The following is a 22,506-nucleotide window of genomic DNA, read 5'->3' as shown; positions in this document are numbered from 1 at the left end:
TCCCTGTGCTGATCGGGGCTCTCGCGACATCCATGTCGCATGACCTCCTGAGCGCCGGTTTCGCTCGGCCTTCTGAAGGGGCGTTCCGGTGCGCGCGGAGGTATCTCTGGAAATCCCAAACGCCAGAGCAAGAGCCGCTTTTGCTTTTCGTAGGAGCGAGCTTGCTCGCGAACCCTGGTTCCCCGTGTTCGCGATAGTTCGTAGGGCGCATAACGCCTACGGCGTTATCCGCCAAATCGCGGACAGAGTCCGCTCCTACGGAGAGCCCGTGCTTCACGGCAAATTGTAGGACTCTGTCCGCGATTACCCTCGTTCGCGGGAATGACTAGACCTCCGGGTGCCGGTCGATCTCCAGGCCGCCACCCTGCTGGCAGGCGAAGCTGCGCCGGCCCTCGACCTTGGCCCGGTACATGGCGCCGTCGGCGCGCAGCAGCAGTTCCTCGGCGCTGTTGCCGTCGTCGGGATAGAGGGCGATGCCGATGCTGGCCCCCACCTGCACCACCGCGCCCTGCAGCAGCAGCTTCTCGCCGAGGGTGGCGAGAATCTTGCGCGCCACGGCCGAGGCGGTGCCGGCGATGCCCGGCCCGCGCAGCAGCACCACGAACTCGTCGCCGCCCAGGCGCGCCACCAGGTCGTGGTCGCGCACCGCGTGGCGCAGGCGGCGGGCGATGATGGTCAGCACCTCGTCGCCGGCGGCGTGGCCCATCTCGTCGTTGATGCGCTTGAAGTAGTCCAGGTCGATGAACAGCAGTGCCAGCTGCTCGTGGCTGGCGGCCACCTGGGCGATGGCCTGTTCCAGCTGCGCGAAGAACTGCATGCGGTTGGGCAGGCCGGTCAGCGAATCGTGGTTGGCCAGGTGCTGCAGCTCCTGCTGGCTGCGGCTCATCGCCTCCATGCGCGCCTTGAGCTCCTTGCGCAGCTGGTCGAAGCCGCGTGCCAGCAGGCCGATCTCGTCCTGGCGCTGCAGCGGCAGCTCGGCGGCCAGGCTGTGCTCGGCCTGGAAGCGCACCGCGGCATGGATCAGCATCTGCAGCGGGCGCGTCAGCGCACGGGCGAAGAGCACCGCCAGGGCGGTGGCCAGCAGGCTGAACACCAGCACCATCTGGATGATGCTCAGGCCCAGCGGCCGGCCGCTGGCCAGCACCTCGTCCAGCGGCCGGGCCAGGCCGAGCACCACGAAATGCCCCTGGCCGGGCAGCCCGAAGGGCTTGCGCACGAAGGCCATGATCCGCCCGTGCTCGCGGTGCGCGCCCTGCAGGTCGTTGACCAGCACGCTGCCGGCGCCCTCGAACAGCCCGCGGGTCTCGACGAAGCTGTCCTGCACCAGGATGCGCCGGCCCTTGTCGAAGCCGAAGGTCATGGCCGGGTCCGGGTGCACCAGGAAGTCGCCCCACTCGTTGGTCAGGTACAGCTCCAGGCCCTGCGGCAGGTCGGCCACCAACTGGTCGAGGAATTTCTTCAGGTCGACGTTGATCACCACCACGCCTTCGTTGCCACCTGCGCCACCGGGCACCGGGGTGGCCACGCGCAGCGTCGGTGCGCCGTCGGCGGCGTGGGCGCCCTGCTCGTGGTTGACCGTGATCGGCGAGACGAACACCTGCCCCGGCGCCAGCGCCAGGCTCTCGAAGACGTAGGGGAAGTGCCCCTTCTCCTGCAACTGCTCGCCGTCCACGCGCAGCACGCGCTGGCCGTCGCGGTCGTAGCGCAGCACTTCCAGGCCATGCTCCTGGCGGCCGATCAGGCGTACCTGGGAATACTGCGGGTGCAGGCGCATGAAGGTAGCGAACACGCCGGCCAGGCGCTCCTGCGCCACCAGGTCCACCACGTTGCCGGGCGGCGCGGCCACCTTGGGCGCCGAGGGCATGTTGGCCAGGGTCAGGGCGTCGGCGCCGATGTCGTCCAGCAGCGAGCTGAAGCGCTGGGCGAGCAGTTGGGTGGACGTCAGCAGGTTGCGCTCGGCCTCGTTGGTCAGCAACTGGCGGTTGGCCGTGTAGGCGTAGTAGCCGGTGACGCCGGAGGACAGGATACCGATGCAGGCCAGGAGGATGCTGAGCTTGGCGATGATCCCCAGGCGCATCAGAAGCGCTCCGCCCGGTCGCCGGAGACGATGCGGCTCCACAGCGCCTCGCGGCGGCCCACGTCCTCCACCGGCTGCAGCCAGTACAGGCGTGCCCCGGTATCCGGCGCGGCCGCTGCGCCCAGGGTGTTGTCCAGGCCCTGGCGCTGGGTCAGCAGCGCGCTGACCGAGGGTTCCAGCATGTAGTCGATCCACGCCTGGGCCAGGGCCCGGTCGCCGGCGCTACGGGTCACCGCCCAACAGTCCAGCCAGGCCAACGCTCCCTCCTCGGGGATGGCGTAGCCGACGTCGGCGCCGGCCTGGCGCAGCTGCGTCAGTTGCTGGGCGCCATAGTTGGCGAACATCAGCGCCGCACGGTGCTGCACGAACAGGGCGGTGGCCTCCTCGGGCAGGCTGTAGTAGGCCAGCAGGTTGCGTCGCAGCTCCACCAGGCGCAGGGCTACGCGCCGCGTCTGCCGGGCGTCGAGGTGGAAGGGGTCGGGCAGGCCCAGGCTCAGCGCGGTGAAGGAGAAGTTGTGCTGGGCGCTGTTGAAGGCCAGCACCTTGCCCTGGTAGCGCGGGTTCCACAGCTCGGCCATGCTGCGGGGCGGCTGCGGCACCTGGCGGCGGTCGTAGATCAGCCCGATGGCGGCGTAGGTGTAGGGAATGGCGTAGACCTGCCCCTCGGCGACCAGCCCGCCGATGCCGGCCAGGTCACGGAAGCGCGGCTGCTGCCGGCGGGTGTTGGGAATGGCCGCCAGGTCCAGCGGCTGCAGCAGCCCGGCGCGCTGGTAGCGCTGGATTTCCGCGGTATTGGCGGCGACCACGTCGAACAGCCGTCCGCCCTGGGCATGCAGGCGATCCCACAGGGCCTCGTCGGAATCCACGAAGGTCACCGCCACCCGGGCCCCTTCGCGCCGCTCGAAGGCCTTCACCACGTCGGCGTCGGCATAGCCGGGCCAGGCGAGCACGTGCAAGGTCCGCTCGTCCTGAGCCAGCGCCTGGGCCGTCAGCCCCGCCAGAATCACTGCCAACAGCCAACTGCCGATGTCGCGCATAGCCCCGCCCTGGTAGACACCACCACCGCCCGGCGACGAGGCGGGTGTGGCGCCGTCATTATGCTCGCTTCCCCGAAAGGCACGGCGGCCGGGGCCGCCGAAGCCAATGATGACAGCATGACAGTATTGCCGCGCCACGCAAGGGAGGCGGCGCGGATTCGGCTCGCTGTTTGTCGGGCGGAGGGGCGTGAGGGGTAGCTGGCGTCTCCGGATGACTCCGGACTCGCCACTCGCTCCCTGACCCTCCCCAACCGTTCGGCGCGACGCGCGACCGCGAAGCTCCCGGGTTCCCCGTAGGGCGCATAACGCCTACGGCGTTATCCGCCAATGGCCCCGGACACCGCTGTTCGGGCCGGCGGCGGATAACCGCGAACGGTTATTCGCCCTACGGTTGGCCAACGACACCCTGCACGCTCCGCTCCGCCTTTCCCCCACGCCCCAACCATGGCAGCATATCGGCCCCAATCCGGCCCACCGATCGGGACGCTGCCGCTTGCGCCGTCATTCAGCACAGTACCGCCTCGCCTCCTGGCTGGCCGTCATGGCCCTCGGGCTGCTGCTGTTCGCCCCGACCTTCTCGCGCACCCTCGAGGCCGTCGAGCACGCCTCGCCGCCGCAGGGCGCCTGGTGCTCCGCCCATGACATGGGGCAGATGCCCATGGACCATGGGGCCATGCAGCAGGCCCCGGCCGACGACCACGGCGGCATGGTCCACAACAGCCTCGACCCGGCCTGCGGCTACTGCACCCTGCTGCACGACAGCCCGGCGCTGCTCTGGGCCATTGCCATGGCCCCGGCGTTGGGGCCGGTCAACGCCCAGGCGCCGCCGCCGGCGCTGCCCCTCCCGCCCTTCCTGCACCTGCTGGACGTCCGTCCGCGCGGCCCGCCCCTGGCCTGATCCCGTTCCACGACACCCCGAACCCGCGCCCCGCGCGTGCGTGCCCCTGCGCGCACGCCTGGCCGCGCTCCCGTCGTCCTGAACAAGGATCATCCGGATGTCCACATCCCTGCGCCGGTGCGTTGCCTACGCACTGAAGCCCCCGGCCGCCCGCACCCTGCTCTGCGGCCTGGCCGGCAGCCTGCTGCTGCCGGCCCACGCCGAAACCGCCGCCGACGGCGACGCCCCCACCCGCCTGGCCGACGTGGTGGTCAGCGCCGAAGGCCAGCAGCCGCTGCCCACCGCCCTGGCCAGCGCCCCCGCCGTGGTCGAGAGCCGCACGGCCGAACAACTGCGCGAGAGCACCAACCTGGTGACCTCCGCCCAGGCCCTGAAATACCTGCCCAGCCTCGAGGTGCGCGAGCGCTACATCGGCGACCGCAACGGCATCCTCGCCACCCGCACCACCGGCACCATCTCCAGCGCGCAGTCGCTGGTCTACGCCGACGACCTGCTGCTCTCCAACCTGCTCGGCAACAGCTACGGCTTCCCGCCGCGCTGGGGCCTGGTGGCGCCCGCCGAGATTTCCCGGGTGGACGTGCTCTACGGCCCGTTCAGCGCGCTCTACCCGGGCAACTCCCTGGGCGGCGTGGTGACCCTGGAGACGCGCATGCCCACGCGCCCGGAATTCCACGCCTCGGTCACCGGCTCGCGGCAGGACTTCGACCTCTACGGCAGCCATGACGACTATGGCACCGGCGACATCAGCCTGGCCGCCGGCGACCGCCGCGGGCCGCTGTCGGTATGGGTGTCCTACGACCACCTGGACAGCCAGGGCCAGCCGATGAGCTATTCCACCGCCGGCCTGTCGAGCAAGGCCCCGGTAGCCGGCGCGCCCAGCGCCAGCGGCGCGCACTCGGACAGCGACCAGAACGGCAAACAGCGCCTGGTGTTCGGCGGCTACTCCATCGACCACAGCCTGCAGGACCAGGGCAAGCTCAAGCTGGGCTGGGACTTCGATTCGGACGTGACCGCGATCTACACCCTGGGCCTGTGGTCCAACGACTCCCACACCGGCGTCGACAGCTACCTCAAGGACGCCAGCGGGCGCACCCTGTACAACGGCACGGTCAACATCGACGGGCAGTCGTACAAGGTCTCCGGCCTCAACCCCAGCCGCACCGACGAGCTGCACCTGCTCAACGGCCTGTCGCTGGCCAGCCACAGCGGCGGGCCCTTCGACTGGCAGGCCTCGGTCAGCGACTACCGCTACCTGGATTCGGCCACCCGCACCGCCTCCAACTACGGCCAGAGCCTGGCCGGCACCCGCCAGGTGCAGGACGGCACCGGCTGGCAGACCGGCGAGCTGCGCGGCACCTGGCGCCCCGATGCGCACGAGCTGACCTTCGGCTACCACATCGACGACTACCAACTGAAGCAGCGCACCTACCAGCTGGACGACTGGAAGTCCGGCGGCGACGGCGCCAAGGTCGCGGCCTCCGGCGGCGAGACGCGCACCCAGGCGCTGTACCTGCAGGACGCCTGGAAGTTCGCCCCGCGCTGGACGCTGACCCTGGGCGCCCGCGCCGAGCACTGGGAAGCCTTCGACGGCTTCAACCGCGACGTCACCACCACGCCCCAGGTGGCCCACTACGACGACCAGCAGCGCAACGACATCTCGCCCAAGGCGGCGCTGGCCTTCGACATCACCGACGCCCTGCAGACACGCTTCTCCTACGGCCGCGCGGTGCGCTACCCAACCGTGGGCGAGCTGTTCCAGCAGATCAGCAGCGGCACCCAGCTGGTGCAGAACAACCCGGACCTGAAACCCGAGGACGTGCGTTCCTTCGACTGGACCACCCAGTACGGCTGGGACCGCTACCTGCTGCGCGTCTCGCTGTTCCAGGAAGAACGCCACGACGCGCTGTTCTCGCAGACCGACACCAGCGTCAGCCCCAACGTCACCCGCATCGCCAACATCGACCGCGCGCGCCTGCGCGGCATCGAGAGCGCGCTGGACGCCAGGGACGTCGGCCTGCCCGGCCTGGACCTGTCCGCCAGCCTGACCTGGACCCAGGCGAAAATCCTCGAGGACCAGCTGACCCCCGCCGCCGAGGGCAACGACTACCCGCGCATCCCGCGCTGGCGGGCGCGCCTGTCCGCGGTCTACCACCAGGATTCGCGCCTGACCTATGCCCTGGGCTACCGCTATTCCAGCGCCGCCTACGGCACCCTGCTGAACACCGACGACAACCACGACACCTACGGCGGCATCAGCCGCTACAGCGTGTTCGACGTCAAGGCCAGCTACCGCATCGACGAGCACCTCACCGCCTCGGCCGGCATCGACAACCTGGGCAACGAGAAGTACTACGTCAGCCACCCCTACCCGCAGCGCACGGCCTTCCTCGGCCTGAGCTACGACTACTGAGGCCCGCCATGCAACCAGCCAACCGCGCCGCGCTGTACCGCCTGATCTGGCGCTGGCACTTCTATGCAGGCCTGTTCTGCATCCCGTTCATCCTCGCCCTGTCGCTCACCGGCTCCATCTACCTGTTCCGCCCGCAGATCGACGCCCTGCTCGACAGCCCCTACAACCAGGTGGACGCCAGCGCCGCGCGGCTGCCGGTCAGCGAACAGGTGCGCGCAGCCCTGGCCGCGGTGCCCGGCGCGCGACTGAACGCCTACCAGTTGCCGGATGGCCCGCGCGATGCGGCGCAGGTGCTGGTCGGCAGCGGCGAGGGGCTGTACCGCGTCTACGTCGACCCGACCGATGCCCGGGTGCTGCACCGGGTGGCCGAGGACCAGCGCTTCAGCCGCCAGCTGTTCCACCTGCACGGCGAGTTGCTGATGGGCAGCACCGGTTCCTACCTGGTGGAGCTGGCCGCCTGCTGGACGGTGCTGTTGCTGGTGACCGGCCTGTACCTCTGGTGGCCGCGCGGCACGCGCCTGGGCGGGGTGCTCTACCCGCGCCTGGGCCAGCGCGGGCGGCTGTTCTGGCGCGACCTGCACGGGGTGACCGGGTTCTGGGTGTCGCTGTTCGCCCTGCTGCTGATCCTCAGCGGCCTGCCCTGGGCGACCTTCTGGGGCGGTGCGCTCAAGGACGTCCGCCAATGGGTGGCCAGGCAGACGGTGCAACAGGACTGGACCACCGGCCGCGCCTCGGAAATGGCCCAGCGCCGTGCGCAGAACAGCGCCCCGGCGGACGAGCACGCCAACATGCCGGGCATGATGCACCACGCCATGCCCGGCATGCCGCCGCCGGCACCGGACTACACCGCCCTGGACCGCATGCTGCCGACCGTGCAGGCGCTGGACCTGCCCTACCCCGTGCTGCTGGCGCCGCCCTCGGCCATGGCGCCGCGGTGGACGGCGCGTTCGGACGCGGCCAACCGCCCGCAGCGCGTCAACCTGGTGCTGGACGCGCAGACCGGTGAAGTGCTCGAGCGCGTGGACTTCGCCCAGCGGCCGCTGCTGGACCGCGTCATCGGCTATGGCGTGGCGGCCCACGAGGGCCAGCTGTTCGGCGTGGCCAATCAACTGCTCGGCCTGTTCACCACCCTGGGGCTGGTCTGCCTGGCGCTCAGCGCCCTGGTGCTCTGGTGGCGGCGCCGGCCCCGGGGCGTGCTGGGCGCGCCGGCGGCCATGGCGGGGGCGCGCTACCCGGCGCTGGCCCTCACCGTGCTGGTGCTGCTGGGGCTGTACCTGCCGCTGCTGGGGGCGTCGCTGCTGCTCGTCTGGCTGCTGGAGCGCTGCCTGCTGTCGCGCATCGCCCCGCTCGCCCGCTTCCTCGGCCTGGGCGGCTACAGCGCCTCGGCCAACGGGTAGAGTAGCTCTTCCTTGTAGCCGGCCCAGACCCGCAGCACGTCGGGGAAGCTCGCGTCCAGCTGCGGGTCGCCGCTGTCCACCAGCAGCGGCCGGCCCTCCAGGGTGCCGAGCTTGCGCTTGGTGGCCACCACCCGCAGGCGTTCCAGGCCGATGGCGCGCAGCACCCGCGGGCTGATCTGCTGGTTGCCGCGGCCGATCACGTGGCCCTGGCCGCCGATCACCGTCACCAGCAGCCAGCTGGGGTAGTCGTCCACCAGTTCGAACAATTGCTGCTCGGTGACGTCGCGGGCGATCACCTCGCCGTTCTCGATCACGTCCACGCCCAGCAGCGTGGTCTCCAGGCCCAGCTCGCGGGCCAGGCCGTGCAGCGTCGAGCCGGGGCCGAAGACGTAGCGCACGCCGTCCTCCCAGGTGTCGCGCAGCCAGTCGGCGATGTCGGCCAGCACCAGCTCCTCGGTCTCCACCCCGGCCTGCTTCACGTGCTGCATGAAGCGGCCTTCCTCCGGCACCGTCAGCTCGGCGTACCAGCGCGCCGCCACCCTGCCCTCGCGCAGCGCCGCCTCGTCGAGGTCGCGCACCTCGCCCTGGGCCAGGCGCACCAGGCCGCCCTCCACCAGGCGCCGGGCCAGCTCGCCGGCCGCCCGCGGGCTGACCGCGTAGACCCCGGAATGGATCTTCACCCCGGCCGGGATGCCCAGCACCGGCTGGCCCTCGCGCGCCACCGCGGCGACGTCGCGGGCGGTGCCGTCGCCGCCGGCGAAGAGGATCAGCGCCACCCCGGCGTCCTGCAGCAGGGTCACGGCACGCCGGGTGTCCTCGGCGCTGGTCTGCTCGTCCGCCAGCTCGCCAATCACCTCGAAATGAAAGCCCAGCTCGGCCAGCAGGTCGCCGCCCATCGGCCCCGGGAAGGTCAGCCAGCGCAGGCGCTCGCGCAGCGGCAGCAGCACCTCCAGGGCCTGGCGGGTACGCTCGGCCGCGCGCGGCGCGGCCCCCAGCGCCAGGGCCCGTTCGGCGACGCCATCGCTGCCCTTGAGCGCGGCGGCGCCGCCGATACCGGCCAGCGGATTGACGATCAGGCCCAGGTGAAATCCGTCCATACTCAACCTCAAAGGACTTTCCCACGGATACCAGGTCCGGGAGGGACCGGCTCATAACAAGCATTCACCGCCCCGCCGCCCGGCTTGCGCCCGCGGCCATGGCGGTCGTTTCGCCCGGCGTGCGCTGCGCTGTCACCGGGACTTCATGTGATTCTGCCTAGACTGCAGCAGCTTTCGATGAGGAGTTTGGCCATGAGCTCGCACCCGACCCACGACAACGCCCCACGTCGCGAACCCCCGCGGCCGACCCCGGACCAGCCGGTGGGCGGCTCGATCATCGACGCCCAGGGCCGCGAGATACCCATCACCGAAGACATGATCCAGCGCGCCTGCCGCGAACTGGAGGGCAGCTGCGTGCAAAAGCGCGCGCGCTGAGCCCCTCCGGCCCGCCGCGCCCGCGGCGGGCCCTCTTCCCCGTCTCGCCTACTCGCCCACCCGGTTGGCGCCCAGCGCCCGCACCAGGCGTTCCAGCGCCGGCGCCTCGCCCTGGATGTCCACCCACAGGCCGGTGATCTCGCGGCGCGGCGGGTAGTGCTTGCGCAGCGCATCGAAGGCCTCGCGGCGCGCTTCGGCGCTGCCCACCAGGCTACGCCGGAAGGCCGCGTCGTCGCCACGCGGGTCGTACACCGCGCGGCACAGCAGGCCCAGCGCCCAGTCCGGCGCGCAGTCCTCGCCCAGGCCCAGTTCCATCAGCCATTGCGCCGGCAGCAGGTCGTCCAGCTGCACGCTGGGCTCGATGCCGCGCCAGGTGCAGAAGGCCTCGTAGATCTGCGCGGTGCCGCGCAGCTTGCCGTCCAGGCTGTAGCCGGCGATGTGCGGAGTGGCGATGCGGCACAGCTGGGCCAGCTCGGGGTCGGCCTGGGGCTCGCCCTCCCACACGTCCAGCGCCACATCGAGGTTGGCGCCGCTCTCCAGGCGCTGGCGCAGCGCCAGGTTGTCCACCACCGCGCCGCGGCTGGCGTTGAGCAGCCAGGCGCCGGGGCGCAGGTGGGCCAGGCGCTCGGCGTCGATCAGGTGGCGGGTCATGTGCGCGCCCATGCTGGTCAGCGGCGTGTGCAGGCTGATCACGTCGCATTCGTGGACGATCTCCTCCAGGCTGACGAAATCGCCGCCCTCGGCGGCCTGCCGCGGCGGGTCGCACACCCGCACGTCCCAGCCCAGGCCGCGCAGCACGTCCACCAGGCGCCCGCCGACCTGGCCAGCGCCGACCACGCCGTAGCGGCGCCTGGCCAGGTCCGCGCCGTGGGCCTCGGCCAGCGCCAGCAGGCTGCCCAGCACCCAGTCCACCACGCCGCGGGCGTTGCAGCCCGGGGCGCTGGACCAGGCGATGCCGGCCTCGGCGAAGTAGGCCAGGTCCAGGTGGTCGGTGCCGATGGTGCAGGTGCCGACGAAGCGCACCGCGCTGCCTTCCAGCAGCTCGCGGTCGACCTGGGTCACCGAGCGCACCAGCAGCACCTCGGCGTCGCCCAGGGCGGCGCGGTCGATGGCGCGCCCGGGGACGCGGCGGATGTCGCCCTGGGCGCCGAAGAAAGCCTCGGCCAGGGGAATGTTCTCGTCGGCAAGGATGCGCATGGGCAAAGCTCCTGTGAGGAAAGCGCCTACGGATGATTCCCGTCACTTTACCAGCGCCACGGCCGGGGGTCGCGGCCCGCGTGCGCGGCGCTTTCCTGACCATGGCGTCAGGCGATAGACTGGCCGGCTTGCCAACGTACGCTCAGCCAAGGACAGCCGTGACTGCCATTGCCCAGCCCGTCTCGCGCGGACGGCGCATCGCCACCGAACTCAGGGAGCTGCTCACCCTCGCCGCGCCCATCATGATCGCCCAGCTGGCCACCACCGCCATGGGCTTCGTCGACGCCGTCATGGCCGGCCGCGTCGGCCCGCGCGACCTGGCCGCAGTGGCCCTGGGCAACTCCATCTGGATTCCGGTGTTCCTGCTGATGACCGGCACCCTGCTGGCCACCACCGCCAAGGTCGCCCAGCGCTTCGGCGCCGGCGACCAGCCCGGCACTGGCCCGCTGGTGCGCCAGGCGCTGTGGCTGGCGCTGCTGGTGGGGCCGCTGGCGGCGGCCGCGCTGTGGTTCCTCTCCGAGCCCATCCTGCGGGCGATGAAGGTCGAGCAGGCGCTGATCGAGCCCAGCCGCTTCTACCTGCGCGGCATCGCCTGCGGCCTGCCGGCGGTGGCCCTGTACCACGTGTTGCGCTGCTTCAGCGACGGCCTGGGGCGCACCCGGCCGAGCATGGTGCTGGGCATCTGCGGGCTGCTGCTGAACATCCCGCTGAACTACGTGCTGATCTACGGCCACCTGGGCTTCCCCGCCCTGGGCGGCGCCGGCTGCGGCTGGGCCACCGGCACGGTGATGTGGTTCATGCTGCTGGGCATGCTGGTGTGGGTGAACAGCGCCCGGGTGTACAAGCCCAGCGCCCTGTTCGCCCGCTGGGAGCGGCCCGACCGCAAGGTGATCGGCGCCCTGGTCAGCGTCGGCCTGCCCATCGGCATCGCCATCTTCGCCGAGTCGAGCATCTTCTCGGTGATCGCCCTGCTGATCGGCGAGCTGGGCGAGAAGGTCGTGGCCGGCCACCAGATCGCCCTGAACATCAGCGCCCTGGCCTTCATGATCCCCTACGCCCTGGCCATGGCGGTGACCGTGCGCGTCGGCCAGGCCCTGGGCGCCAGCCGCTCGCGCGACGCGCGCTTCTCCGCCGGCACCGGGATGGCCACGGCGCTGGCCTGGGCGGCCATCTCGGCCAGCGCCATGCTGCTGTTCCGCGAGCACATCGCCGCGCTCTACACCCGCGACCCCGAGGTGCTGGCCCTGGCCGCCGCGCTGCTGGTGTACTCGGCGCTGTTCCAGTTCTCCGACGGCCTGCAGGTCACCGCCGCCGGCGCCCTGCGCGGCTACCAGGACACCCGCGCGACCATGATCATCACCCTGTTCGCCTACTGGGGCATCGGCCTGCCGGTGGGCTACAGCCTCGGCCTCACCGACTGGTTCCAGCCACCCACCGGCCCGCGCGGGCTGTGGGAGGGGCTGATCGTCGGCCTGACCTGCGCGGCCATCCTGCTGGGCATCCGCCTGGCGCGCAGCGCGCGGCGGCATATCCGCTTGCAGCAGGTGCGGGGGGCCTGACAGCGCAGCTAGCTACCAGGCAGAATGCGAACGCTTCCTGGCCCACCTGGAAATGAGCGATGAACGCAAAGACGAAGGCCGAATCGCCCGCCGTTGCTGCACCACCAACCGAGCAGACGCGGCTCGACGAATACGACGAGTATCTGCAACAAAAGGTAGACACGGCACGCGCCTCGCTGCTGGCGGGGCTGGGCCGTCCCAACGACGAGGTAGAGGCTACTTTCAACGCACTGCGCGCCGAGGCGCTGGGCGGTTAGACTCCCAGGCCACCCATCCAGGCCAAGGAGCCTTGCCATGAGCGACGCCCCCGTCACCGCCAGCCACGCCGGCATTCCCTACCAGGTCAGCCTGTCCGACGGCCTGCACCAATGGCTGGCCGACGAGCCCGCCGAGCTGGGCGGCGGCAACCAGGGGCCGGCGCCCTTCCAACTGCTGCTGTCGTCCCTGGGCGCCTGCACCGCCATCACCCTGGCCATGTACGCGCGGCGCAAGCAGTGGCCGCTGGACGGCATCCAGGTGCAGCTCGCACTGAGCCAGGAGAAGCCCGGCAACAGCCGTATCACCCGCGACATCGGCCTGAACGGCGCGCTGGACGACGCCCAGCGCCAGCGCCTGCTGGAGATCGCCAACGCCTGCCCGGTGCACAAGCTGCTCAGCGGCGAAATCCACATCGACAGCCGGCTGCGCTGAAGCCGGCCGGCAAAATCCGCCGCCTGGGCCAGACTGAAGGGGGTTCCCCAGCCGCCCCGGAGCCGGCATGCAACCCCTGCTCGTCTACCTCCGCGCCCTGCTGCAGCCCACGGCCGACAGCCTGCTGTTCGCCCTGCGCACCGTGCTGGCCGGGCTGCTGACGCTGTACCTGGCCTTCCTGCTCGACCTCGACCAACCCAAGTGGGCGAGCATGACGGTGGTCATCATCAGCCAGCCGCTGGCCGGCATGACCCTGCAGAAGAGCTTCGCCCAGGTGCTGGGCACCACCCTCGGCGGCGCGGTGGCGGTGGGCGTCATGGCGCTGTTCCCCCAGGCGCCGCTGCCCTTCCTGCTCACCCTGGCGCTGTGGCTGGGGCTGTGCACCGCCGGCGGCACCCTGCTGCGCTACACCCATTCCCATGCCTTCGTGCTCGCCGGTTTCACCGCGGTGATAGTGGCGCTGCTGGCCCAGCCCGACCCGCAGGGCACCTACGGCCTGGCCATCACGCGGGTCACCGAGACGCTGCTGGGGGTGGCCTGCGTGACCCTGGTCAGCCTGTTCTTCGCCCGCCCCGAAGGCGTGGCGCGCGGCTACTTCGCCAAGGTCGACGTGCTGCTGCGGCTGATCGCCGTGCATGCCGCCGCGGCGGTGCGCGCGCAGGAACCGGAGGAAGACTTCCGCCGCCGGCAGATGCAGCTGCTGGGCGAGATCGGCGCCCTGGAAGGCTTGCGCCGCCACCTCTACTTCGACGCCCCGCGCCTGCGCAGCGTCGACGGCCTGGTGCAGCTGCTGGGCAACCAGCTGGTGCTGATGACCTCGCGCCTGGCCATCCTGCACCGCCAGCGCACGCTCGTCCTGCAGCGCCTGGACGGCCCGCTGCCGCCGGCCGTGCAGCGCCTGCGCGAGGACGAGCTGGCCTGCCTGGAAGAGCTGGCGCGCCACGGCAACGCCCTGCCCGCCGCCAGCCGCAAGCGCATCACCCGGCTGCGCCGGCGCTTCGACAACGCCGCCAGCGAAGTCGAGCAGCTCGCCGACGGCCTGCCCGCCGCCCTGCGTTCGCTGGCCTGGGGCCTGCGCTACGAGCAGGCGCGGCTGATGCAGCAGCTGGACGAAATGCTGGAGCTGGCCGAGGCCATCCGCGAGGGCCGCCCGGGCAGTTGCGCGGTGCACCAGGGCCGCGCCCAGGCCCTGCACCTGGACTACCGCCTGGCGCTGATGAACGGGGCGCGCGCCTTCCTGGCGCTGAGCCTGGGCGCGCTGGTGTGGATCGAGACGGCCTGGGACGGCGCCCGCGGCGGGCTGATCCTGGTGGCCATCCTCTGCTCCCTGCTGGCCACCTTCCCGCGGCCGCTGGCGGCCTGCCAGAACTACCTGCGCGGCCTGCTGCTGGCCTTCCTGGCCTCGGCGCTGCTGCTGTTCCTCGGGCTGCCGACGGTGGCCGACTTCGAGATGCTGGCGCTGCTGCTCGCGCCGCTGCTGTACCTGGTCGCCATCGGCCTGTACAGCCCGCAGACCGCCGGCATCGCCATCGGCCTGGGGCTGACCAGCTTCCTCATGGTCGGGCCGCAGAACCAGGGCGTCTGGTTCAACGACGCCATCCAGTGGTTCGAGTTCGCCGGCGGCTACGCCTTCGCCACCGGCCTGTCGCTGCTGGCCTACGCCTGCATCTTCCCCTTCGCCCCGGACGCGCGCATCCGCCGGCTGTTCCTGCAGAGCCGCGAGGAGGTACGCCAGGTGCTGCTGGCCCGGCCCGACGAGGCGCACCGCTTCAGTTTCGAGAGCCGCCTGGTGGACCGCCTGGCGAACATGCTCGGGCTGCTGCCGGCGGCGCGCGAGGCGCTGTCGGCACGGCGCTTCGAGTGCACCCTGGCGTGCATGACCCTCGGCGTGGTGCTGCACCAGCTGCGCCGCGAGGCCCTGGCCCCGGGGCTGCCGGCGGACTTCCGCGCGCCCCTGGCGCAGTGCCTGGACGACCTCGCCGAGGCGCTGGCGCAACCGCCACGCCGTGGCCTGGACGAGCTGCTGCCGCGCCTGCGCGGCCTGAGCGAGCGCCTGGACGCCTTCCACGCCGAACGCGAAACCGCCCCCGGCCTGGCCCTGCGGCCACTGTTCGCCAGCGCCGTGTCGCTACTGATCGCCGCAGCCCTGCTGGAGCGCTACCGCGACCTGCTCGGCGAACCCCCGTCCCCCCTGCAAGCCACGCGGGAGAACCTGCATGCCCACTGACTTCGAGATCGGCGGCGTCTACCTGCCCCCCGTCGCCCAGGCGCTGATCCTCGCCCTGCCCCTGTTCATCGCCCTCGACTGGCTGCTGCGGCGCATCGGCGTGATGCGCCTGGTGTGGCACGAGGCGCTGTTCGAGGGCGCCCTCTACGCCTGCCTCTGCGCCGGCCTGGTCCTGCTGATGGGAGCGCTGCACTGACATGGATTCGCTACGCAAGCTGTTGCCGCCGCTCCTCACCCTGGCCGTGGTGCTGCTGGCCGTGGTCCTGGGCAGCTACGCCTGGAGCTACTACACCCGCGCGCCCTGGACCCGCGACGCCCGTGTGCGCGCCGACGTGGTGAGCCTGGCGGCGGACGTCTCCGGGCGCATCGTCGAGCTGCGCGTGCAGGACAACCAGCACGTGAACAAGGGCGACCTGCTGCTGCGCATCGATCCCGAGCGCTACGCCCTGGCGGTGCAGCACGCCGAGCGCGCGGTGGCGGTGGCCAGGGCCGCGCTCGGCCAGTCCCAGGCCTCCATCGCCGCCAACCAGGCGCTGCTGCGCCAGCGGCAGAGCGAGGAATACCGCCGCCGCGCGCTCAAGGCGCGCTCGGCGATCTCCGCCGAGGAATGGGAGAAGGCCAACACCGACGTCTCGGTGGCGCAGGCCCAGCTGGTGCGCGAGCAGGCCAACCTGGGCCTGGCCGAGGCCCAGGTGCACCTCGCCGAGACCGCCCTGCAGCAGGCCCGGGTGGACCTGGAGCGAACCCGCGTCTACGCCCCGGTGAACGGCTACGTGACCAACCTGCTGACCCGCGCCGGCGACTTCGCCAGCGCCGGCGCGCCGCTGCTGGCGCTGGTGGACAGCGACTCCTTCTACGTCGGCGGCTACTTCGAGGAAACCAAGCTGCCGCGCATCCACGAGGGCGACCGGGTGCGCATCGAACTGATGAGCGGCGAGCGCTTCGAAGGCCGGGTGCAGAGCATCGCCTTCGCCATCACCGACCGCGAGAACGCCCCCGGCAACCGCCTGCTGGCCAACATCAACCCCAGCTACACCTGGGTCAAGCTGGCCCAGCGCATCCCGGTGCGCATCGCCGTGGACCCGGCCTACGCCGGCCGCGACCGCCTGCGCGCCGGCACCACCGCCACCGTCACCGTGGTCGAAGGCAGCACGCAACGGCAGTGAACGCGGGCCGGCACGGGGGGCTGCCGTCAGTTCTCGCTCGGGCAGCCCTGGCCCCAGACCGGGTAGCGCATCAGGTGCTTCTGCCCGTGGTGGTCGAGGTAGAGCGTCTCCACCTCGCGGATGCCGCAGAAATCCAGGTCCGCCGGGCGCAGCACCTCGGCGATGTCCGGGCGGCTGCCGTAGCGGTAGTCCTCGGCCGGCGGGTCGCCGGCCTCGCTGGCGAAGGCGGCCGGGGTGGCGGCCAGGGCCAGGGCGAGCAGGAGGGGCTTGAGGGGGCGGATGCTCATGGACGTTCTCCCGGGGCGGCGGTCGGCAAGCGACCGCCGGTCATGCTGGGCAGCACCGCGTCGCGGCGCACCAGGCCATGGAACAGGGCGGCCGCCAGGTGCAGCAGGATGGTCGCCATCAGCAGGTAGGCGATCAGGCTGTGGGCGCTGCGCAGCACGCTGTGCAGCCACACCGACGGATCGACCAGGGCCGGCAGCTCGTGGCCTTCGAACAGCACCACCGGGTAGCCGCCGGCCGACTGCATGGTCCAGCCCACCAGCGGCTGCAGGATCAGCAGCGCGTACAGCAGGTAGTGCGAGGCATGGGCCAGGCGCTGCTGCCAGTGCGGCATCGCCCGCGGCAGCGGCGGCACCCGGCCGCTCAGGCGGATGGCCAGGCGCAGCAGCACCAGCACCAGCAGGGCCGCACCCAGGGGCTTGTGGATCGCCACCAGGGTGGCGTGGGCGGGCGATGCGCTGGCGACCATGGCCAGGCCGATCAGCAGCATGGCGATCACCAGCGGCGCCATCAGCCAGTGCAGGATGCGCAACGGCAAGGGGAAGTAGCGGGGTTCGGCGTTCACGGCTGCGGCTCCTTGGCCGGCAGGGCGGCCTGTTCGCGGGTACGGCGGTTGAAGGACTCCGAATAGGCCGCCGAGCGCGCGCTCAGCAGCGGGTCGTCGGAGGCGCGGATGCCATCGGGGAGCACCAGCGGGTCGTAGTTGACGTCCTGGCAGGGCCCGCCCTGCTCGGGCAGCGCGCGTTCGATGACCAGCTCGCCGGCATCGATGCTGCGGCGCTGCGCCGGCCAGGCGCGGGTGGCGTCGGCGGTGGAGTCGCCGGGCTCGCCGAGGGTCAGCTGCAGGCGCCACTTGAGCGGCCCCTGGGCCAGGCGCTGCTGCAGCTCGGCAGCGAGGAAGTCGGCCTCGCCGCGCTGCTCGGCGCTGATCGGCTGGTACGGCGCCTCCGGCTGCACCGACCAGCGCACCGGGTGCTCGCGGCCCTGCCCGTCCACCAGGAGGAAGGCATTGAGGCCGTAGTAGGCGCTGTTGGCGTAGCTGGACGAGGGTGTGGAACTCTTCACCCATTCGCGGAAGGCGGCGGTCTCCGGGTGCGCCTGGAAGAACGCGGCCAGCTTCGCCGGGTCGGGCTTGCCGCTGCCCGGCTGCGGCTGCGAGGCCTGTTGCAGCGCGTAGAAACCCTGCACGCTGTTCACCACGAACACCGGCATGGCGTTCATGCCGGTGCGCCATTCGCCGCCGTGCCCGGGCAGGAAGCGCAGGGCCAGGCTGCGGATCGGCGCCGCGCCGTCGCTGGCGGCCGGGTTGCCGCCGGGGATGGCCAGGCGCCCCACCACCGGCACGCTGCCCGGGGCGAACACCGCGGCGCGGGAAACTTCGCCGCCGGCGCCGTTGCTGTCGAAATGGCCGACCACGCACAGGCCCTTGGCGTGGTTGCGGCGGTAGGCCGGGTAGACGCCGGCGTTGCGCTCCAGGCTGTCCACCAGGCGCGCCGGGGTCAGGCGCTGCGGGCCGATCCAGCCGGCGGCGTAGGCGAAGGCGGCGGCCAGGCCGCCCACCGCCAGGGCGATGGCCGCCAGGCGCAGGGGCAGGTTCGGCGGCGCCGAGTCGGGTTGGGTCATGGGGGCGTCCTCGTTGGGCTGCGTTCGATGAGCCCGTACGACGCCCCAGGCGCCCGGTTATTCCCGGCACGGAAAATTCACCGCAAGGCCGATCGACGGTGGAATAAACTGCCCTCAGGTTCGTCCCACGGGCTCGACGAACCACGGAGACGGCCGACGGCCGCGGTGCGATGAACGAACTGGATGACCAGCAACTGCGCGAACTGCTGCCGCGCCTGCGGCGCTTCGCGCTCTCCCTGACGCGCCACGCGGCCAGCGCCGACGACCTGGTCCAGGCCACCCTGGAAAAGGCCCTGTCGGCCTGGGGCGGCAAGCGCGGCGACGGCGACCTGCGCGCCTGGCTGTTCGCCATCCTCTACCGCCTGTTCGTCGACGGCCAGCGCCGCGCCCGCCGCTATGCGCGCATCCTCTCGCTGTTCGGCGGCACGGACGAACACAGCCCCTCCACCGAGGACATCGTCAGCGCCCAGTCCACCCTGGAGGCCTTCGAACGCCTGCCGGCCGAACAGCGCGCCCTGCTCACCCTGGTCAGCGTCGAGGGGCTGAGCTACCGCGAGGTCGGCGAAGCCCTGCAGATCCCCATCGGCACCGTGATGTCGCGCCTGTCGCGCGCACGCCAGGCCCTGCGCGCGCTCAGCGAAGGCAGTGGCGGCGCCCCTTCCCTACGGGTACTCAAATGAGCGAACTGACTCCTACCGAAAGCGACCTGCACGCCTACGTCGACGGCCAGCTGGACGCCGAGCGCCGGCAGTGGATCGAGGCCTGGCTGGCCAGCCACCCGCAGGACGCCCGCCGCGTCGAAGGCTGGAAACAGGACGCCCAGCACCTGCGCGCCGCCCTGGCCAGCCGCCCCCTGCCGCCGGCCGGCGCGGCGCTGGACCCGGCGCACATCCGCCGCCGCCTGCGCGAACGCCGCCACGCCCGCCTGGCCGTCGCCGCCGGCCTGCTGGTGGCCCTGGGCGTGGGCAGCCTGGGCGGCTGGCAGGCCCGCGAGATGAGCCTGGTCCGGCACGGCAAGCCGATGGAGGACGCGGTGCAGGCCTACCGCCTGTTCGCCGCCAACGGCAGCAGCGCGCCGCTGGACACCCGGGCCGGCGAGAACGTGCGCAACTGGCTCGGCCGCTACCTGGAGAACGCCAGCCTGCCGTCCGACCTCGACCGCCTGGGCCTGCGCACCGTCGGTGCGCGCCTGCTGGCCACCGAGCAGGGCGCGGCGGCGCTGGTGATATACGAAGACACCCAGGGCCACCGCCTGAGCTTCTTCATCCGCCCGCCGGGCCCCGGCCACCTCCTGCTGCCCCACGGCCAGCGGCAGGACGGCGAGCTGCTGACGCGCTACTGGAGCCAGGGCGACTACAACTACGCGCTGGTGAGCCGCAGCGACAACCCGCAAGGGGACCAGGTGGGGCAGTTGCTGGGGTTCTGAACCCCGCCTGCCCGCGAACTCGTAGGGCGCATAACGCCTACGGCGTTATCCGCCGCCGTTCGTGGGCCTCGGTGCATGGGCCAACGGCGGATAACCGCGAACGGTTATCCGCCCTACGGTCGGGCTCCCGATTCCCCAAAAATTATTTTTACGCGATCCCGAGGCCTCGATCGTTTCGTCAGATGCCAATGCAACTGATTCGCATTTTTAATGCGACGACACTCAGAAGAGAGCCCTCGATGATCCCTCACGCCCGACGCTCCACCCTGCATCGCCTGCGCGCACCGGCCAGCCTTTCGTTGCTGGCACTGTCCATCGCCCTGGCCGCCGTGCCCGCCGTCAGCGCCCAGGCCGCCGAACCCAGCAGCCAGGCCCAGGCCGGCTACCGCTTCGCCATCGAGCGCCAGCCGCTGGCCGGCGCGCTGAACGCCTTCAGCTCGGTCACCGGCTGGCAGGTGGCCCTGCCGGCGGAACTGGCCAGCGGCGTCACCTCCCCCGGCGTCACCGGCCGCCTGGGCGCCGAGCAGGCGCTCAAGCGCCTGCTGGCCGGCAGCGGCCTGGACTACCGCCAGGTCTCCGAACGCAACGTCGTGCTGTTCCGCACCCCGGGCGCCCGCGCCATCGAGCTGCAGCCGCAGACCGTCACCGCCACCCGCCAGGCGCAGAACGTCAACGAGGTGCCGAACAGCGTCAGCGTGCGCAGCCGCACCGACCTGGACCGCAACAACGTCAACAGCATCAAGGACCTGGTGCACGACGAACCGGGCGTCAGCGTCGGCGGCACCGGCCAGCGCTCCGGCATCACCGGCTATAACATCCGCGGCATCGACGGCGACCGCGTGCTGACGCAGGTCGACGGCGTCGAGATCCCCGGCTCCTTCTTCAACGGCCCCTATGCCCAGACCGAGCGCAACTACGTCGACCCGGAGATCGTCAAGCGCGTGGAAATCCTCCGCGGCCCGGCCTCGGCGCTGTACGGCAGCAACGCCATCGGCGGCGCGGTGAGCTACTTCACCCTCGACCCGGACGACATCATCAAGGACGGCAAGGACGTCGGCGCGCGCCTGAAGGCCGGCTACAGCTCGGCCGACGACAGCTGGCTGACCTCCGCCACCGTCGCCGGCCGCCACGACGACTTCGACGCCCTGCTCCACGTCAGCCAGCGCAACGGCCACGAGACCGAGTCCTACGGCAGCCACGGCGGCACCGGCCTCTCCCGCACCGAGGCCAACCCCGAGGACGTGCGCACCACCAACGTGCTGGCCAAGCTGGGCTGGAACTACGCCGAGGGCTCGCGCTTCGGCCTGACCTACGAGCACTACAAGGACGACGTCGACTCCGACCAGAAGAGCGCCTATGGCGGCCCCTACTTCAACGGCGCGCCGACCATCCCCGACAGCGTGCTGCCCGGCGGCATGTACCAGTGGCGCAAGGCCAACGACACCATCACCCGCGAGCGCTTCGGCCTGGACCACCAGTTCCTGCTCGACAGCGCGCTGGCCGACCACGCCAAGTGGACCTTCAACTACCAGGTGGCGAAGACCGAACAGGGCACCGAGGAGTTCTACTACCCCATCACCCGCCAGGTCCTGCGCACCCGCGACACCCTCTACAAGGAACGCCTGTGGGTGTTCGACCTGCAGCTGGACAAGAGCTTCGAGCTGGGCCAGACCGACCACCTGCTGACCTACGGCACCAACCTCAAGCGGCAGAAGGTCACCGGCTACCGCGAAGGCAACGGCACCTGCCTGGCGGTGGGCCGCGGCTGCAGCGCCGTCGGCGCCACCAGCGCCAGCGACGTGCTGGCGCGCAGCAGCGACTTCCCGGACCCGACCATCGACACCTACGGCCTGTTCGCCCAGGACGAGATCCGCTGGAACGCCTGGACCTTCCTGCCCGGCCTGCGCTACGACTACACCCGGCTGAAGCCGCACATCACCGAGGAGTTCCTCAACACCGCGGACCAGAGCGGCGACGGCGAGGTCAGCAGCGAGGACAAGACCTGGCACCAGCTCTCGCCCAAGCTCGGCGTGACCTACGCCTTCGACGACAACTACCTGTGGTACGGCCAGTACGCCCAGGGCTTCCGCACCCCGACCGCCAAGGCCCTGTACGGCCGCTTCGACAACCCCACCAGCGGCTACCGCGTCGAGCCCAACCCGGACCTCGACCCGGAGCGCAGCCAGAGCTACGAGACCGGCCTGCGCGGCACCTTCGACGTCGGCACCTTCGACGTCTCGGTGTTCTACAACAAGTACCGCGACTTCATCAACGAGGACGCCATCACCGCCGGCTACAACGAGGTCACCTTCCAGAGCAACAACATCAAGCACGCCATCATCAAGGGCGTGGAGCTCAAGGGCCGCCTGGAACTGGCCCCGTTCGGCGCGCCCCAGGGCCTCTACACCAAGGGCTCGGTGGCCTACGCCTACGGCCGCAACAAGGACACCGGCGAGCCGATCAACAGCGTCAACCCGCTGACCGGCGTGTTCGGCCTGGGCTACGACGCCCCCAGCCAGGTCTACGGCGGCCTGCTGAACTGGACCCTGGTCAAGCGCAAGGACCGCGTCGACGACACCACCTTCAACGCCCCGGACGGCACCAGCAGCCAGTTCAAGACCCCCGGCTTCGGCATCCTCGACCTGACCGCCTACTACAAGCTGACCGACGACCTGACGCTGAACGCCGGCGTGTACAACCTCACCGACAAGAAGTACTGGCTGTGGGACGACGTGCGCGGCTACGACAGCGTCGGCGAGGCCGCGGTGCTGGCCCCGGCCAACCTCGACCGCCTGACCCAGCCGGGCCGCAACTTCTCGCTCAACCTGGTGTGGGATATCTGAGGTAACCGCTCTTCGTAGGATGGGTCGAGCTTGCGAAACCCATGCGGTCATGGCGATGGGTATCGCTTCGCTCAACACCATCCTACGGGGTGTTGCGGGTACCGACGGTGTAGGAGCGGACCTTGTCCGCGATAGCCGGAACCACCGGCACGATTCGCGGATAAGATCCGCTCCTACGCCATGCCCACCTCCGGATTCA

The 22,506-nt window shown here is 71.1% G+C and carries 20 protein-coding genes; 13 read left to right on the top strand and 7 right to left on the bottom strand.

The window, feature by feature from the left end:
* Positions 1-325: 325 nt before the first annotated feature.
* Together DK254_RS22845 and DK254_RS22840 are read right to left on the bottom strand one after the other, a co-directional pair.
* Positions 326-2,077: a GGDEF domain-containing protein gene (locus tag DK254_RS22845; RefSeq protein WP_109935599.1), complete on the bottom strand. Its 1,752-nt coding sequence runs from the start codon at positions 2,075-2,077 to the stop codon at positions 326-328.
* On the bottom strand, positions 2,077-3,114 hold the full coding sequence (locus DK254_RS22840) for an extracellular solute-binding protein (protein WP_109935598.1): 1,038 nt from the start codon (positions 3,112-3,114) through the stop codon (positions 2,077-2,079). Before DK254_RS22840 ends, DK254_RS22845 begins: the two co-directional genes overlap by 1 nt.
* A gap of 493 nt (positions 3,115-3,607) precedes the next feature.
* Here DK254_RS22840 and DK254_RS22835 point away from each other — a divergent pair, with 493 nt between their 5' ends.
* From DK254_RS22835 to DK254_RS22825, 3 genes are all read left to right on the top strand, one after another.
* Positions 3,608-4,012 (top strand): DUF2946 domain-containing protein, encoded by a 405-nt coding sequence (locus tag DK254_RS22835; RefSeq protein ID WP_146219627.1) that lies wholly within the window; start codon positions 3,608-3,610, stop codon positions 4,010-4,012.
* Positions 4,013-4,109: 97 nt separating this feature from the next.
* Positions 4,110-6,422, top strand: coding sequence for a TonB-dependent receptor (locus DK254_RS22830; protein ID WP_109935596.1), 2,313 nt, complete (start codon positions 4,110-4,112; stop codon positions 6,420-6,422).
* An 8-nt stretch (positions 6,423-6,430) separates the two neighbouring features.
* Entirely contained in the window at positions 6,431-7,819 is a 1,389-nt protein-coding gene (locus DK254_RS22825) for a PepSY domain-containing protein (RefSeq protein ID WP_109935595.1), read from the top strand.
* On the opposite strand, the gene DK254_RS22820 is transcribed toward DK254_RS22825, so the two are convergent.
* Positions 7,795-8,916, bottom strand: coding sequence for an ATP-NAD kinase family protein (locus tag DK254_RS22820; protein ID WP_109935594.1), 1,122 nt, complete (start codon positions 8,914-8,916; stop codon positions 7,795-7,797). The two genes, DK254_RS22825 and DK254_RS22820, sit on opposite strands and share 25 nt — an antisense overlap.
* A gap of 192 nt (positions 8,917-9,108) precedes the next feature.
* On the opposite strand from DK254_RS22820, the gene DK254_RS22815 reads away from it, so the two are divergent.
* Positions 9,109-9,291, top strand: coding sequence for a PA1571 family protein (locus DK254_RS22815; protein WP_089392098.1), 183 nt, complete (start codon positions 9,109-9,111; stop codon positions 9,289-9,291).
* Positions 9,292-9,339: 48 nt separating this feature from the next.
* On the opposite strand, the gene pdxB is transcribed toward DK254_RS22815, so the two are convergent.
* Positions 9,340-10,488 carry a 4-phosphoerythronate dehydrogenase PdxB gene (pdxB, locus tag DK254_RS22810; RefSeq protein ID WP_109935593.1) on the bottom strand — a complete coding sequence of 383 codons (1,149 nt, stop codon included), beginning with the start codon at positions 10,486-10,488 and terminating at the stop codon, positions 9,340-9,342.
* A gap of 158 nt (positions 10,489-10,646) precedes the next feature.
* On the opposite strand from pdxB, the gene DK254_RS22805 reads away from it, so the two are divergent.
* From DK254_RS22805 to DK254_RS22780, 6 genes are all read left to right on the top strand, one after another.
* The gene (locus DK254_RS22805) at positions 10,647-12,047 is read left to right on the top strand and encodes an MATE family efflux transporter (RefSeq protein ID WP_109935592.1); all 1,401 of its coding nucleotides are present in this window, start codon (positions 10,647-10,649) and stop codon (positions 12,045-12,047) included.
* 59 nt (positions 12,048-12,106) lie between these two features.
* The gene (locus tag DK254_RS22800; RefSeq protein WP_109935591.1) at positions 12,107-12,304 is read left to right on the top strand and encodes a hypothetical protein; all 198 of its coding nucleotides are present in this window, start codon (positions 12,107-12,109) and stop codon (positions 12,302-12,304) included.
* 37 nt (positions 12,305-12,341) lie between these two features.
* The gene (locus DK254_RS22795) at positions 12,342-12,737 is read left to right on the top strand and encodes an OsmC family protein (RefSeq protein WP_109935590.1); all 396 of its coding nucleotides are present in this window, start codon (positions 12,342-12,344) and stop codon (positions 12,735-12,737) included.
* Between the two features lie 67 nt (positions 12,738-12,804).
* Positions 12,805-14,964 (top strand): FUSC family protein, encoded by a 2,160-nt coding sequence (locus DK254_RS22790; RefSeq protein ID WP_109935589.1) that lies wholly within the window; start codon positions 12,805-12,807, stop codon positions 14,962-14,964.
* Positions 14,954-15,160, top strand: a complete 207-nt coding sequence (locus tag DK254_RS22785; RefSeq protein ID WP_089392092.1) for a DUF1656 domain-containing protein — start codon at positions 14,954-14,956, stop codon at positions 15,158-15,160. The genes DK254_RS22790 and DK254_RS22785 overlap by 11 nt, the downstream gene beginning before the upstream one ends.
* A 1-nt stretch (position 15,161) precedes the next feature.
* Positions 15,162-16,130 carry an HlyD family secretion protein gene (locus tag DK254_RS22780; protein ID WP_109935588.1) on the top strand — a complete coding sequence of 323 codons (969 nt, stop codon included), beginning with the start codon at positions 15,162-15,164 and terminating at the stop codon, positions 16,128-16,130.
* A 26-nt stretch (positions 16,131-16,156) separates the two neighbouring features.
* Here DK254_RS22780 and DK254_RS22775 read toward each other — a convergent pair whose 3' ends face one another.
* The 3 genes from DK254_RS22775 to DK254_RS22765 are packed head-to-tail and all read right to left on the bottom strand — an operon-like array spanning position 16,157 to position 18,038.
* Positions 16,157-16,417, bottom strand: coding sequence for a DUF2790 domain-containing protein (locus DK254_RS22775; protein ID WP_109935587.1), 261 nt, complete (start codon positions 16,415-16,417; stop codon positions 16,157-16,159).
* Positions 16,414-16,980, bottom strand: coding sequence for a cytochrome b (locus DK254_RS22770; protein ID WP_109935586.1), 567 nt, complete (start codon positions 16,978-16,980; stop codon positions 16,414-16,416). The genes DK254_RS22775 and DK254_RS22770 overlap by 4 nt, the downstream gene beginning before the upstream one ends.
* Positions 16,977-18,038 (bottom strand): catalase family peroxidase, encoded by a 1,062-nt coding sequence (locus DK254_RS22765; protein ID WP_109935585.1) that lies wholly within the window; start codon positions 18,036-18,038, stop codon positions 16,977-16,979. The genes DK254_RS22770 and DK254_RS22765 overlap by 4 nt, the downstream gene beginning before the upstream one ends.
* A gap of 170 nt (positions 18,039-18,208) precedes the next feature.
* Here DK254_RS22765 and DK254_RS22760 point away from each other — a divergent pair, with 170 nt between their 5' ends.
* From DK254_RS22760 to DK254_RS22750, 3 genes are all read left to right on the top strand, one after another.
* Positions 18,209-18,718: a sigma-70 family RNA polymerase sigma factor gene (locus tag DK254_RS22760; RefSeq protein ID WP_109935584.1), complete on the top strand. Its 510-nt coding sequence runs from the start codon at positions 18,209-18,211 to the stop codon at positions 18,716-18,718.
* Positions 18,715-19,464: an anti-sigma factor gene (locus tag DK254_RS22755; protein WP_109935583.1), complete on the top strand. Its 750-nt coding sequence runs from the start codon at positions 18,715-18,717 to the stop codon at positions 19,462-19,464. The genes DK254_RS22760 and DK254_RS22755 overlap by 4 nt, the downstream gene beginning before the upstream one ends.
* Before the next feature lie 239 nt (positions 19,465-19,703).
* Positions 19,704-22,307, top strand: coding sequence for a TonB-dependent receptor (locus DK254_RS22750; protein ID WP_109935582.1), 2,604 nt, complete (start codon positions 19,704-19,706; stop codon positions 22,305-22,307).
* Positions 22,308-22,506: the final 199 nt, after the last annotated feature.

The sequence above is a fragment of the Pseudomonas sp. RW407 genome (genome assembly GCF_003176655.1).
Classification (GTDB): domain Bacteria; phylum Pseudomonadota; class Gammaproteobacteria; order Pseudomonadales; family Pseudomonadaceae; genus Pseudomonas; species Pseudomonas delhiensis.
This window is presented reverse-complemented; position numbering and strand designations above follow the sequence as displayed.